Annotated in this window: 18 protein-coding genes; 9 read left to right on the top strand and 9 right to left on the bottom strand. The window is 34.8% G+C overall.

Annotation, left to right across the window (positions count from 1 at the left end; all coding sequences use genetic code 11):
* The first annotated feature begins 55 nt into the window (after positions 1 to 55).
* From EQ029_RS00880 to EQ029_RS00900, 5 genes are all read left to right on the top strand, one after another.
* A complete protein-coding gene (locus tag EQ029_RS00880; RefSeq protein ID WP_011274578.1) occupies positions 56 to 466 on the top strand; it encodes a MerR family transcriptional regulator in 411 nt (136 codons plus the stop codon).
* Positions 459 to 1,013, top strand: a complete 555-nt coding sequence (locus EQ029_RS00885; RefSeq protein WP_011274579.1) for an NAD(P)H-dependent oxidoreductase — start codon at positions 459 to 461, stop codon at positions 1,011 to 1,013. The genes EQ029_RS00880 and EQ029_RS00885 overlap by 8 nt, the downstream gene beginning before the upstream one ends.
* 354 nt (positions 1,014 to 1,367) lie before the next feature.
* Positions 1,368 to 1,565, top strand: coding sequence for a hypothetical protein (locus EQ029_RS12495; protein WP_011274581.1), 198 nt, complete (start codon positions 1,368 to 1,370; stop codon positions 1,563 to 1,565).
* A 416-nt stretch (positions 1,566 to 1,981) separates the two neighbouring features.
* Positions 1,982 to 2,839 carry a CPBP family intramembrane glutamic endopeptidase gene (locus tag EQ029_RS00895; RefSeq protein ID WP_057504688.1) on the top strand — a complete coding sequence of 286 codons (858 nt, stop codon included), beginning with the start codon at positions 1,982 to 1,984 and terminating at the stop codon, positions 2,837 to 2,839.
* Positions 2,840 to 2,991: 152 nt separating this feature from the next.
* Positions 2,992 to 3,396, top strand: coding sequence for an NINE protein (locus EQ029_RS00900; RefSeq protein WP_080388593.1), 405 nt, complete (start codon positions 2,992 to 2,994; stop codon positions 3,394 to 3,396).
* A 648-nt stretch (positions 3,397 to 4,044) separates the two neighbouring features.
* Here the strand turns inward: EQ029_RS00900 and EQ029_RS12895 are convergent.
* On the bottom strand, positions 4,045 to 4,182 hold the full coding sequence (locus EQ029_RS12895; RefSeq protein WP_370444498.1) for a hypothetical protein: 138 nt from the start codon (positions 4,180 to 4,182) through the stop codon (positions 4,045 to 4,047).
* Here EQ029_RS12895 and EQ029_RS00905 point away from each other — a divergent pair.
* The 3 genes from EQ029_RS00905 (at position 4,136) to arcC (ending at position 7,374) form a co-directional block, all read left to right on the top strand.
* Entirely contained in the window at positions 4,136 to 5,122 is a 987-nt protein-coding gene (locus tag EQ029_RS00905) for a PTS sugar transporter subunit IIC (protein WP_230197427.1), read from the top strand. The two genes, EQ029_RS12895 and EQ029_RS00905, sit on opposite strands and share 47 nt — an antisense overlap.
* A gap of 305 nt (positions 5,123 to 5,427) precedes the next feature.
* On the top strand, positions 5,428 to 6,426 hold the full coding sequence (gene argF / locus EQ029_RS00910) for an ornithine carbamoyltransferase (RefSeq protein WP_011274587.1): 999 nt from the start codon (positions 5,428 to 5,430) through the stop codon (positions 6,424 to 6,426).
* Between the two features lie 18 nt (positions 6,427 to 6,444).
* Positions 6,445 to 7,374 carry a carbamate kinase gene (gene arcC / locus EQ029_RS00915; RefSeq protein WP_016930574.1) on the top strand — a complete coding sequence of 310 codons (930 nt, stop codon included), beginning with the start codon at positions 6,445 to 6,447 and terminating at the stop codon, positions 7,372 to 7,374.
* Between the two features lie 270 nt (positions 7,375 to 7,644).
* Here arcC and EQ029_RS00920 read toward each other — a convergent pair whose 3' ends face one another.
* From EQ029_RS00920 to EQ029_RS00955, 8 genes are all read right to left on the bottom strand, one after another.
* Positions 7,645 to 7,860, bottom strand: a complete 216-nt coding sequence (locus EQ029_RS00920; RefSeq protein ID WP_011274589.1) for a hypothetical protein — start codon at positions 7,858 to 7,860, stop codon at positions 7,645 to 7,647.
* A gap of 22 nt (positions 7,861 to 7,882) precedes the next feature.
* Positions 7,883 to 8,071 (bottom strand): helix-turn-helix transcriptional regulator, encoded by a 189-nt coding sequence (locus EQ029_RS00925; RefSeq protein WP_016930575.1) that lies wholly within the window; start codon positions 8,069 to 8,071, stop codon positions 7,883 to 7,885.
* A gap of 11 nt (positions 8,072 to 8,082) precedes the next feature.
* Positions 8,083 to 8,424, bottom strand: coding sequence for a hypothetical protein (locus tag EQ029_RS00930; protein ID WP_011274591.1), 342 nt, complete (start codon positions 8,422 to 8,424; stop codon positions 8,083 to 8,085).
* 191 nt (positions 8,425 to 8,615) lie between these two features.
* Positions 8,616 to 9,638, bottom strand: coding sequence for a lipoate--protein ligase (gene lplA, locus EQ029_RS00935; protein ID WP_046308894.1), 1,023 nt, complete (start codon positions 9,636 to 9,638; stop codon positions 8,616 to 8,618).
* A gap of 11 nt (positions 9,639 to 9,649) precedes the next feature.
* Positions 9,650 to 10,564: an SIR2 family NAD-dependent protein deacylase gene (locus EQ029_RS00940; RefSeq protein ID WP_011274593.1), complete on the bottom strand. Its 915-nt coding sequence runs from the start codon at positions 10,562 to 10,564 to the stop codon at positions 9,650 to 9,652.
* The gene (locus EQ029_RS00945; protein ID WP_037558237.1) at positions 10,548 to 11,345 is read right to left on the bottom strand and encodes a protein-ADP-ribose hydrolase; all 798 of its coding nucleotides are present in this window, start codon (positions 11,343 to 11,345) and stop codon (positions 10,548 to 10,550) included. The genes EQ029_RS00940 and EQ029_RS00945 overlap by 17 nt, the downstream gene beginning before the upstream one ends.
* Positions 11,346 to 11,687: a glycine cleavage system H family protein gene (locus tag EQ029_RS00950; protein ID WP_011274595.1), complete on the bottom strand. Its 342-nt coding sequence runs from the start codon at positions 11,685 to 11,687 to the stop codon at positions 11,346 to 11,348. It abuts the gene before it with no gap.
* Positions 11,688 to 11,708: 21 nt separating this feature from the next.
* Complete coding sequence (locus tag EQ029_RS00955) at positions 11,709 to 12,710, bottom strand: LLM class flavin-dependent oxidoreductase (RefSeq protein ID WP_076684516.1); 1,002 nt, start codon at positions 12,708 to 12,710, stop codon at positions 11,709 to 11,711.
* A 240-nt stretch (positions 12,711 to 12,950) separates the two neighbouring features.
* Between EQ029_RS00955 and EQ029_RS00960 the strand changes: the two genes are divergently transcribed.
* Positions 12,951 to 14,144, top strand: coding sequence for an NADH-dependent flavin oxidoreductase (locus EQ029_RS00960; protein ID WP_037537524.1), 1,194 nt, complete (start codon positions 12,951 to 12,953; stop codon positions 14,142 to 14,144).
* Position 14,145 lies beyond the last annotated feature (1 nt).

A 14,145-nucleotide genomic window follows, 5' to 3' on the forward strand; every position in this document is an offset into this window, starting at 1 on the left:
CCTTCAAGTATAGTTTAATGATAACTTTTAAATAACATAGGAAGGGGATGAAAAAATGCAAATAGATGAAGTTTCCAAAAAGCTTAATATATCTAAATCAATGATTCGTTATTATGAAGAAAAAGGCTTGATTAACATTTCTAGAAATCAAAATAATTATAGGGAATTTAATCAGACTGTCTATACAACATTGAAACTTATCAAAGATTTGAAACGATTAAACTTAAGCCTAGAAGAAATAAAGTATATTGTAAATTTATTTAACAAGCCTACTTCAAAAGAGTGTAACATCCAATCTACTAAGTACTTAGATCGAATTATTAAGGATTATAAAAGAAGTATTAATGAACAAATTAATATATTGAATAGATTGGAACAAGTTAAGGAGCTCTCACAAGACATGAAATTTGAGGAAAATAAAACAGAAATTTTGAATATGTTAGCAGGAGTTAAAGAGTATGATTAGTATTATATACGCTGGAAATCAATCAGGGACATGTTATGGAATTTTTAAATTATTAACTCAAAAATTGGAAAATAAAGAGAAGTATATTTTCAATCTACAACTTATTAAAGAAGACATACTTATTTTAGAAAAAGGATATAAACATGAATTAACAGATAAGCAAAATAAATTTATAAATATTATTAATCAAAGTGATACATTAATATTCATTTATCCTCTATATTGGTTAAACATGCCAATGTTGCTTAAAGGATTTATTGATATGACATTTTGGCCTAATGAGGCTTTTAGTTTCAAAAATAAACAATATTATAAAAACGGTTTATGGAAAGATAAAAAAGCAATAGTTATATATACAATTGGTGGAAGTGAATGGTTTAATTTATTAAATTTGAATCTAGGTTATAGAGTATTGAAGTATCCACTAAATTTAGTTGGTATTTCTAATATAAAAAAATTTTATATTGATCAACTCAACCGAAGTAATAAGCAATCTGTAAATAAAAAAGTGAATAGTCTTGTAGAAAAGGTAATGAAATCCATATAAATAAACTAAGCACAAAGCAGTTATTAAGCTTTGTGCTTTAGTATGTTAGCCTTAAATTGCACTCATAAAAATTTAACTTGAAGGAGATAATGATTTATGAAGGTAAGGCAATTTAGTATTTATAAGATTTTAACTTATATGATTCTCACAATTGCTATATTGGAAGTTGCAGGAGAATTAGGTGGGCTCGCTATGAATCATGGTCTAGCGTAACCTATTGGTCAACTGATAAGTGGAGTTATATTTACCGTTGGGACATTGATAACATTAAAGTACATTCACTCAAAGAACCCAGACATTTTAAAAGAAATTAAATTAAAAGGGTATAGTAATAAGTGAGATTTAATCATAGCATTGGCACTACCATTTTTAATTACATTTATCGTATTAGTAATAGGTATTAGTACAGGTTTAATGCAAAATGTGAGCGTAAGTACGGATATACATATTTGGGCAATGTTTTTATTTAATTGTCTTTTCGCAGTATTATATGAGGCTTTTCCAGAAGAAGTGTTGATTCGTGGATTGATATTAAATGAGTTACGAAAATAGTTCAAATTTATTCCATCATTATTTATCCAAGCATTATTATTTGCAATTATTGGTGGGGTAGCGCATATTATTTCAAACTTAATACATTTAGGTAATCCAGAACTATTGTCAGTTGTAGGTTTAATGATTCAGTTTTATATATTTGGCATCACGTTACAATTATACAGAGAATTTGCTGGTTCCTTATGGGCAAATATGTTGTTTCATTTAGTCTGTCTAGAAACCGTTAGATTTGTCTTTATGAGTTCAAGCCAATCTATCATTAAATTCCATGAAACACAACAAGGCGTTTTTGGCATAATAGGATTATTTCTTGGATTATATATAGGAAGTGCAATTATTTTGAGCATTTTACTTTGGCTTAGAAAAAGAAAGCCCAAAAATTAAATCAATCATAAGGAGGTACCAAATCAACGATGCGTCGTTCATTACTTACATATATTATTTTAGTGTTCGTTTTAACCTATAGTATTGAAGGTCTTGTTTATTTAATCGGCGGACTTCAAGCTTTCTCAATAATTGCGAGTTTAACGATGTTGTTTCCTGCTATTACGGCAATCATTGTATGGGCAATTTATTATCGTGACAAAAAGTTTTGGAAGTTCTTCGGACTTAGATTAGGAAAAATTAAATATTGGTTTATACATCCATTGATGATGCTATTGGCTTTGATAATTATTTACTTAGTTTCTTATATGTTGAATCCCAATCAATTTCTAAATAGCACAGAACAACAAGATAGAATGAAAGAAATTTTTATTTTCTTACCACATGTACCGCTATTTATCAACTTATTGATTCCAATAATACTTAATCTATCAATAGGTATACTATTTAGCATGATTGCTTATCTAGGTGAAGAGTTAGGTTGGCGAGCTTTCATGTACCCTAAATTGACTAATATTGGAATAACAAAAGGATTAATTTTAGGCGGCTTTATATGGGGATTATGGCATCTCCCTCTTATCTTAATGGGGCATAATTATCCTAATCATCCAATTCTAGGAAATATAATGATGATATTAATGTGTATTCCGTTTGGCATTATTCTATTTTATTCATATATCAAATCTGGAAATATCTTTGTGCCAGCGATAATGCACGGAATTTTAAATCAATTTTCAAGTACTGTAACTACTTTCTCTATAAAAGAATCACAATTCAATCCATTACTTTATGGTTCAACTGGACTTGTTGGAATAGTGATTTTTAGTTTAGTTGCTTTATTTTTAATTAAAACTATCAAGAAATCAAACCATATTTATAATTTTTAATTTTAGACTGACCCTCTATTCCGGAAGGTCTTAAATTAAAAAAATTGCTTCAAATCACTAAATTTCTACAAAAATAACGTATTTGTTCATAATTTTCGCTAGAATAAACAAGATTTTAATCATATGATGGCAACGTAAAGGAGCGGATCAATTTGAAAACCAAGAGTGTAGGGGAACGTATTAGAAACTTAAGGAAGTCTAAAAAGATGTCTCAAGAGAGGTTGGCAGAAAAACTAAATGTTTCTCGACATTCTATTTCAAATTGGGAAAGGGATGTCAGTTCTCCAGACATACATGCATTATTGGAGATGACAGAACTTTTTGGCGTTTCTTTAAATCATTTGGTTAAAGGAGACGAACTTATAGTGAATAAATATGTTTATGCAGCGTTAGCATTTTTCTTAGGTAGCTTGGGGGCACACAGATTTTATAGAAAGCAATATGGTAAAGTACTATTATATATATTATTTTGTTGGACAGGTATTCCTGGTGTTATTGGAATGATAGAGGGAGTTATAGCATTTATAAAAACTGCAGATGCCCAAGGTAATATTTAAGACATAATATGGGGTAGGGAGTGAGACAGAATTTAACTTGAATTCAGTTTCATTCCCTTGTTTTATACATAGCAAAAGTACTTATAGCATTGGGAGAACTATAAGTGCTTTAACGGCCATATTGGCGTTTTGGGAAAATACAATTATTGGGTTTTAATAAAATGTATAGTAAGGATACATTTTATCGGCATGGGATCATTAGTGATTCATAAATGTACTCTATAATTTAAGGAAGTGTGAGTAATTCAATCTAAATTGAAAAGAAAAGAGCATGTAATTCAACACGTAAGAAATTACTAATGCAATGATTATTCCAAAACAAATACATCAATTATGTATCTACTTTTAATAAATACCCATTCAAATTAAAATAAAACTATTTTTACAAACAAAAAGAATAAAAATATTAACTTTATTGAAATCAAAAGTAATCTACTTAAAATTGCGCTACGTTAATAATAAATAAAAAGTCATTCCATTTACCAAATAATAATATTAAATGCGAAATTCGTATATATTCTTTTGCATAGTATGAATTTTGCTTTTTACATAAAAAATAATAAATTCCGTGGAATATAATTTGTTTTTTTAGTAAAATAGTCACTAAATGAGGATAAAAGATAACTTTAGGCGTCTAAAACAGTTAACTTATATTCTCATTTTTTTATTATCTACAAGGGGATGGGAAAATTTTATGGATTTACTAATTGGTACTTTATTCTTAATTTTAGTTCTTATTATTTTTACATTATTTACGTATAAAGCGCCTAACGGAATGCGTGCGATGGGAGCACTGGCAAACGCGGCTATTGCGACATTCTTAGTCGAAGCATTCAACAAGTATGTTGGTGGAGAAGTATTCGGAATCAAATTTCTAGAGGAGTTAGGGGATGCTGCGGGAGGTCTTGGCGGTGTTGCTGCAGCCGGCTTAACTGCGCTTGCGATTGGTGTATCTCCAGTCTACGCACTAGTTATTGGTGCTGCCTGTGGTGGTATGGATCTCTTACCAGGTTTCTTCGCAGGTTATCTTATCGGTTACGTTATGAAGTATACAGAGAAATATGTTCCAGATGGCGTTGATTTGATTGGTTCAGTAGTTCTACTTGCGCCACTTGCAAGATTGATTGCAGTAGGTTTAACGCCAGTCGTTAATAACACACTTTTAAAAATTGGTGACATTATTCAAAGTAGTACAGACACGAATCCAATATTTATGGGGATTGTTCTCGGCGGTATCATTACAGTTGTTGGTACTGCGCCATTAAGTTCAATGGCATTGACAGCTTTATTAGGACTAACAGGTATACCTATGGCAATCGGGGCAATGGCAGCATTTAGTTCAGCTTTTATGAACGGTACATTATTCCACCGTTTAAAATTAGGTGATCGCAAGTCAACGATTTCAGTAAGTATTGAACCTTTGTCTCAAGCAGATATAGTGTCAGCTAACCCAATTCCGATTTACATAACGAATTTCTTTGGTGGAGCAGCTGCAGGTTTAATAATCGCATTATCAGGCATGATCAATGATGCGACAGGTACAGCAACACCAATTGCTGGATTCCTTGTAATGTTTGGTTTTAATAATCCAATGACAGTCGTTATTTATGGCGTTGTCATGGCTATCGTTGGTGGACTTGCAGGTTGGATTGGTTCACTTGTATTTAAGAAATATCCTATTGTTACTAAACAAGATATGATTGATCGAGGCGCTAAAGACGCATAGCACTAAAATAAACCTTCTTTGTATCGACATTACAAAGAAGGTTTTTTGGTATATAAATTCCTAAAAGAAAGTATTTACTAAATAAGTTTAATAATGCTATTTTATGTGTAATAATAAAATCATAAAAATCATAGTAGTCACTTTCATTATAGCGCTAAAAATTGTAAATATATCAAAAAACATGTCATTGTAAACATTTTGTCAATTATACATAAATAATTTATAAAGTTATTTGAAAAGTGTTGTATTATATTTCGCAATCGCTTACAATACATGTGAAAGATATCACAAAGGAGTTGTACAAGATGCAAAATTTAAGAAACAGAAGTTTTTTAACACTATTAGACTTTTCACAAAAAGAGGTTGAGTTTTTACTAAATCTATCAGAGGATTTAAAACGCGCGAAATACGCCGGTATAGAACAGCAAAAACTTAAAGGTAAAAACATCGCATTAATTTTTGAAAAAGATTCTACTCGTACACGTTGTGCGTTTGAAACTGCAGCATATGATCAAGGCGCTCACGTGACATATCTTGGACCAACTGGAAGCCAAATGGGTAAAAAAGAATCTGCGAAAGATACTGCTCGTGTATTAGGTGGTATGTATGATGGAATCGAATACCGTGGCTTCTCACAACGTACTGTTGAAGAATTAGCGAAATATTCAGGTGTGCCTGTGTGGAACGGCTTAACAGATGAAGATCATCCAACTCAAGTACTTGCTGACTTCTTAACAGCAAAAGAAGTATTGAAAAAACCATACCACGAAATCAACTTCACATATGTTGGAGATGGACGTAACAATGTAGCAAATGCATTAATGCAAGGTGCAGCTATCATGGGAATGACTTTCCACTTAGTTTGCCCTAAAGAATTAAATCCAACAGATGAGTTATTAAACCGTTGTAAAGAAATCGCAGCTAAAAATGGTGGCGAAATCTTAGTGACTGATGACATCGATGAAGGTGTTAAAGGTTCAGACGTTATCTACACAGACGTTTGGGTATCAATGGGTGAACCTGACGAAGTTTGGGAAAAACGTATCAAATTATTAGAACCATATCGTGTAACTAAAGAAATGATGGAAAAAACTGGTAACCCACGTGCCATCTTTGAACACTGCTTACCATCATTCCACGATACTGAAACTAAAATTGGTAAAGAAATCCAAGAAAAATATGGCTTAACTGAAATGGAAGTTGCTGACGAAGTCTTTGAAAGTGAACAATCTGTTGTCTTCCAAGAAGCTGAAAACAGAGCACACACTATTAAAGCTGTAATGGTTGCAACTTTAGGAGAATAATTGAAGGGAGACCTACCTATGTCTAAAATCGTAGTGGCTTTAGGTGGTAACGCTTTAGGACAATCACCTGAAGAGCAATTAGAATTAGTTAAAGGAACAGCTAAATCATTAGTTAGCTTAATCCAAAAAGGTTATGAAGTTGTAATCAGCCATGGTAATGGACCACAAGTCGGCAGTATTAATTTAGGATTAAATTATGCAGCTGAAAATGGTCAAGGACCAGCGTTCCCATTCCCAGAATGTGGCGCAATGAGTCAAGCTTACATTGGTTATCAACTACAAGAAAGCTTATTAAATGAACTTCATGCTTTAAATATTGATAAACAAGTGGTTACATTAGTGACTCAAGTTGAAGTAGCTGGTGATGACCAAGCATTCAATAATCCTACGAAACCAATTGGCTTATTCTATACAAAAGAACAAGCGGAACAAACAATGGAAGAAAAAGGTTATAAATTTGTAGAAGACTCTGGACGAGGTTATCGTCGTGTTGTACCTTCTCCAATGCCAATCAACATTGTAGAACTAGATAGCATTGAAACATTAATTAAACACGGTACATTAGTTATTGCAGCTGGTGGTGGCGGTATCCCAGTTGTCAAAGAAGAAGGTAACTATAAAGGCGTCGATGCTGTTATCGATAAAGATAAAACAAGTGCTTTACTAGCAGCACACTTAAAATCAGATCAATTAATCATCTTAACAGCAGTAGATTATGTTTATATTAATTACGGTAAAGATAATCAAGAAGCTTTAGGTGAAGTAACAGTGGATGAAATGAATCAACATATTGCTGACGGTCAATTCGCAAAAGGTAGTATGTTACCTAAAGTAGAAGCAGCATTACAATTTATCGAGAAAAATCCAGAAGGTAGTGTATTAATCACATCTCTTGAAGATTTAGGAGATGCCCTAGATGGTAAGATTGGTACATTAATTAAAAAATAATAAACGTGATTGACTTTTGACATGGTTATATAATAACACTCAATACATTTTAATAAATAAGTTGAACCTGGGCTTAATGTATGTGATTTACATACGTAAGCTCAGGTTTTTTTAGTGGTCGTTTGGGTATCAAAAAACCCCTCACTAGTTGGCGTGGTGAGGGGACTGGTGTTTACTAAATGTATTATAAAACTTGTTAAAGCATTTTAATATCCGAAAGTGTAAAAATGTATTTTAAGTAATGGATGAACCATTTAAATTTCTGACAAGCTAATCTTTGATTCGCGTCTTATATTTTAAGTACGTTGCAATGCCCCAATAGATAACTAAACCGATGAGTAAAATCAACCAGACTATATTAAAATCTCCCTCAGTAAATTTAATATAGAAATTATAAACCGCTAATACGATAAAAAAGTAAACTGTAGTCCATTTACTAGCTATACTAAAATGTTGTTTTTCCATTTCATCTTGTCTTTTTAACATTATTATCACCTACTTATAATTTTTAAGGATTAAATAGGTCGTCCACAGTTGTATTGAATTGCTTTGCTAATTTAAATGCAAGTTGCAAGGTTGGATCGTATTTATTGTTCTCGATTGCATTAACTGTCTGACGGGAAACGTTCACATTTTTACTTAATGTGTCTTGAGACATACCCATTTGTTTCCGGTATTCTCTTATTTTGTTTTTCATTTTAATCAGTCCTATGGCGTGTATTTCTTTTTCACTATAAAGTAATTCATTACTAATAGTAAAGCTACTATTAATATATAAGCCAATTCTGGGAATTGATTAAATGGATAAACCGTATGATGTCCTTGGTATAAAGCGAATATTTTTAAAATCATACCGATGAAAAAGGTATAAACTAAACCTACAAAAGTTTTAGAAAATATTTCTAAAAACATTGTGCGTTGTCTCTCATCGTAACCAGTTCTATCAGTATTTTTAGTATCTAGCGTTTCGCTTGGGAGATACTTATTTGTAATAATTGTCCAAATGATACCAAAAATTAGTACGCTAATGAAAAGTAAGATATAAAACATATATTTCACCTCTAAATGTCAAAAGTATTTTACATTTATAGCATAGCATCATGAGAGATAATGTCAAATTCTTTTTACATTTATTAGAATTCTCTATGAATATAAAAAAACCTATGATTGTAAAATAGTCAATCATAGGCTTGAAATGAATTCTTTTAGTTATCCATTCTAAAATACGTCTATCTCTGCAATTAACTCAATATAAATGACACAAATTCTTCTACGCTAAGATTGCCAAAGTAGAACGTCAAATCAATGTCATTCAAACGTTCAATCAAGTCAGCTTTGACCATGCGCGTACCAATTAAATGTTCTTCAACATCGTGAATGTTACCTTGACCAAAGAAATCTCCATAAATACGACAAGCGGCAATACGGTTATGTTCAATTGATAGGGAAATATCAATTGTGCCACAACTAAAGCGCTCATTTCGATTGTATTCATATCGTGGTGAACGGCCATAGTTCCATTCCCAATTATCATACTTTTCAGCGACTAATTGATCAATGCCAGCCCAATCTTCGTCTGTTAATTCATAGCGTTTGGCATCTTTAATGTCATCTATTCCCATAATTTGCTTAATCATGAGATCTTTGAATTCATGAATGGTGATATCTTGATATTTAGGGTCTAAAGCGTCTCGGATTTGACCGACGCGGGCACGGACTGATTTGATGCCTTTAGATTCAATCTTCTTACGGTTTGGTTTCAATACGTTGACCATGGCGTCGTAATCGACATCTAATAGTAATGAATAACCACCATAAATACGGTTATTCAATAATGTCATCGCAGCACCTGAAATTTTCTTCTCATTTAAAGCGAGATCATTACGACCACTTTGAATGACGTCAGTTGCGCCTAAATTATGCAACGCTTGAATAGCAGGGCGGTAGAAGCGTTGAAAATCACCATAAATGGATGTATCTTGTTCTAAAATACAACATACGTTGACAGCACCATCATCGACGTAAACTGCGCCACCGCCTGTATCGCGACGTACGACTTTAATGTTGTTCTCATCGACGTAGTCTTGATTGATTTCAACCGCTGTATTCTGGAAACGACCGATTTCTACTTTAGGTTGGCAATAATATGGAAGTAATATATCTTCGTCCAGAAAGATATTGTTATTAATATATACTTGCATCGCCAAGTTTACGGCGCCATCATCGATATATTTACCATTACGAATAGGTTCTATTAAATACATGTTTTTGTCTCCTAAGTTGTTAATTGTCTTTGTGCGTTAATGATTAATGATGCTATATCTTCAGTGAGATGAATGGTTCTATCTTGGATTGATTTAGGGATACGATACGCTTTCTTGTTTAACGTCATAAACACGGCATTGGGATTGTGACGCGTCATACGTTGGAAAGGATGTTTCACAAATTGTGGTGTCGTATAACCAATACCAATTTCAAGATATAACACTTTGCCATTCTTATGAGTATCTAGAAAATGATTGTAGCGATCTAATTGTGCATGGAAATCTGCATCTTCAACCATGCCGACTTGTGCTTTACGTTTGTTAATCTCCATAGGGGCATCACATTTTGGGCAATGTGGAATCAACTCATATGGGATTTTCATGTCTTCTTGTTTGGCTACCATTTCGCGAATGGCATCATCATCACGATATGTTTGTGCATGACAGTGTTGGCTACATTGCCAAAGAATGTATTCTCCTTGAATATGAAATACTTTATTTAAATCATAATCTGCCACTAAAAAGGCATTATCTGCATTGGTCGTAATAATATGATAATCCTTGTGTTCAAGCATCTTTTTAAGTGCAACGTAAGAAGGGCCGACAGGTTGGTCTAAGTAGTTCAACTTCACGAAACGACTTTCAAATGCCCAATATTCCTGCCAACTATCAAACGGGTGCAAACTCGCTTGCAACATATCGAAGAAATTATATTTCTCGATAAAGTCGGGAAAGTTCTGCGTAAAACGTTCACCAATATAAGTGAAACCGTCTGAAGCAGACATACCAGCGCCTATGCCGACAACGATGGCATCAGCTTCATCAATGGCTTGTGCCAAGATATCCGTTTGAGTGGCGTCTTGTTGTTGCGCCTTATCAAGCGCTATCCAATTCTCGTTATGCGTTGGGTTATCTGTTGTTGTCATTGAAAGCCTCCTTATATAGTTCTAAATCTCTATCTGTAAATACGTTAAAGAGTACTTTCAACTCTGAGCCAGTTTCATGTAAATATTGACGTGTCGTTTCAATCGCTATACGACTTGCCTCGTCTTGTGGGAATCCAAAGACACCTGTTGAAATACAACAGAATGCTAAGTGTCTTAACCCCTTTTCATCGGCAAGCGCTAGACAGCTACGATAACAACGTGCAAGCAAATCTCTATTCATCTGAGATACAGGTTGTTTACGAATTTGCGGGCCAACCGTATGAATGACATATTTGGCTGGTAAATTATAAGCAGAGGTAACCTTTGCTTTACCAACACCTTCTTTACGTCCTTGTTGCTCAATTATATGAGCGCAATCTAGACGTAACTGTACACCAGCCTTGGTATGAATGATGTTATCTATGCATTCGTGATTCGCTTGCATACATCCTAAGAATCGGCTATTCGCTGCGTTGACGATACCGTCAATATCAAGTGTTGTGATGTCACCTAGCCATAAATATAATGGCTCATCTGAAACAGGTGTTAAATCATCAATATGTGTAATGTCTTGTTGGTTGTTTAATGTAGATAAATAGGCATCTTGAATATCTAAGTACTCAGAACTGACAGGCTCAGGTGGACGAACATTGGCCAAACCACGATACAATTCCCACTGTTCTGTGTCAGTGTGAGGGAGGTCTAAAGGTTTGTCACCATATTGTTCCTTCCACATCGTTTCAATAAGATAAGCTAAACGTTCTTGTTGGTTCACTGACATTTAGTCCTCATCTGGATCTGGTAATGCGTCGTATGCTGCTTCATCTACATTTTCTAATTTAACTAACCAATTTTCTTCTGGCTTTTCAGAATTTAAAATAGCTGGCTCATCTTCAGCTTTCGTATTACGTTCGACAATTTTACCTGCAAGTGGAGATTGCACATCTAACACAGTTTTAGATGCTTCGATACTCACGATTTCATCATTGACGTTAACGTCATCTGGTCCCATAAATTCTACATAACCTACTGTACCTACGTCATCTTGTAATTCAGGTGTCATACGATAAATATATTGGTTTCCTACCTTTTCAACATATAAATAATTAGCTAATTTAGCCATTTTATATCATCCTTTCTTTATTTATAAATACGCTTGTGCGATGCGTTCAATTGTACGACATCGTTGGTCGATGCCTGGTAATAGCGGTACGACTAAGACTTCATCCGCCTTAAATTCTTGGATCATTGCGTCCAAGCGGGGTTTCACTTGCTCGATTGTGCCAGCTAAGATGCGTGCACGATGCTGAGCGATAACGCGTTTATCACGGTCACTTAAGTTATATTGTTGTGCTGTTTCGATGGATGGGAAGCGGTCGAACTCGGCAAATTGACGTTTGCCTAGTAGCCACACGTCAAGTGCGTGTAGTAAGTCTTGCGCTTCTTCTTCAGTGTCCGTTACAATCGCAAACGTTGTTAACATGACTGTGGGTGACATGTTTAATGCAGTTTGTTGAAAGTGTTCACGATACGTCTCTACTGACGCTTTAGCTGCATCAATCTTATCTTGGCTAGGTAATAAGAATGTTCCTAATGTGTAGCCCATGCCTTGTGTAGCAGCTAATTTAGCTGAGCGTTGGCTTGCACTTAAGAGCCACATTTCTGGATGACGTGATAGGTGAGGTTGACTAATCACTTGTCCTACACGTTGTTCCTCTGGTGCTTGCGTCAAATAATGACGAATATCCTCAATGCTTTGTGCATAATCAAGATAGTCACGCTTGTCCTCATCCATTGCGCGTTTGACCACCGCTGTACCTGGATTATTGCCGATACCCAAGTCAACCCGACCAGGATGGAGTGCCTCTAACATTTTAAAATTTTCGGCCACTTTAAACGGGCTATAGTGAGGCAACATGACGCCACCAGACCCTAACTTAATGCGCTTCGTTTCCCCTAACAAATGCATCATTAATAATTCAGGACTACCACTCGCAAACGCTGGAACATCATGATGTTCTGTTAACCAGAAACGCTTGTAGCCTAAGTCATCAGCGAGTTTCGCAAGTCTTGTGGTATCTTGTAAAGCTTGCGTCGCATCCTTGCCTTCATCAATCATGGCATAATCTAATATATTGAAATCCACTTGGCGCTCATCTCCAAAGTTAATTGTTTAGTCCCTTAATTATAATACCCACCACCATTTTAACGTGTTTAGTGAAATTTTGTAGGAATTTAGTTTATACGTCACACAAATGTTCTAGTGGTTTTCTTCTTTTTCTGAAAAGGGGTGCTAAAACAGTTCACAAACAAGTCGATTGAGTATTGTCATAAAGCATGATACTTTGAAAATAATACAAAAATGAACGAAAGAGGATGTCATAAAATGTCGAAATTCGCACCACTGCTAGAACCTATTACACTATCTAATGGCATTACATTAGCTAATCGATTTGTTCTTTCGCCCATGACGACGAACTCGTCTACTAAAGAAGGGCATATAACAGAGGAAGACATACGTTATGCGAAACGTCGTGCCAATTCAGCAGGATTACAAGTAACTGGCGCAGCTTATATCGAGCCATATGGTCAGTTATTTGAATATGGGTTTAATATTTCTGATGATGCTTGTATTCCTGGTTTAAGAAAAGTGGCGCAAGCTATGAAACAAGAGGGGAATAAAGCGATTATTCAACTTGCACATGCTGGAAGATTCTCAAATACTGCAATTATGAATTATGGGGAAGTCTATGGCCCAAGTCCAATGACGTTACACTCTCCAATTAAACATGACGTTTTAGAAATGTCGGTGGAGAAAATTCATGACGTCATACAACAATATGCCGATGCAACATCTAGAGCAATTCAAGCTGGATTTGATGGCGTTGAAATCTCCGTTGCACAACGTTTACTCATTCAAACTTTCTTCTCTACGTTCTCAAATCAACGACATGATCAATATGGCGTTGATTCGTTAGAGAACCGAGCACGCTTTGGCTTAGAAGTCATGCAGGCAGTACAAAAAGTCATCGATGAAGAGGCGCCTAGTGATTTCATATTCGGTTACAGAGCGACACCTGAAGAGACAAGAGGTAGTGATTTAGGCTATACAGTTGATGAATTTAATCAACATTTAGATTGGGTCATGGAAGTCGCAAATATTCATTATGTGGCTATCGCAAGTTGGGGACGCAATATTTACCAGAATAAGACGCGTACACCAGGCGACAATTATGGACGCCGCGTCAATCAAGTCGTATATGAGTATTTAAATGGACATGTGCCGTTGATTGCGAGTGGTGGTATTAATACACCTGAAACGGCACTAGATGCTTTAAATAACGCTGATATGGTCGGCATGTCGTCACCATTTGTTACAGAACCTGACTTCGTTCATAAATTGGCAGAAGGACGTGAAGACGACATTGATTTACATGTACATCCAGATGAGTTAGATGAGCTGGCCATTCCACATGCTGCCTTTAAAGACATTGTTCAAATGATGGATTACGGTGAAGGTCTGCAGAAGAAAACACGCGATGAATTGCGTAAATTAGAGAAAAATTATGATGAGGAATAGA

The sequence above is a fragment of the Staphylococcus haemolyticus genome, from assembly GCF_006094395.1.
Classification (GTDB): Bacteria; Bacillota; Bacilli; order Staphylococcales; family Staphylococcaceae; genus Staphylococcus; species Staphylococcus haemolyticus.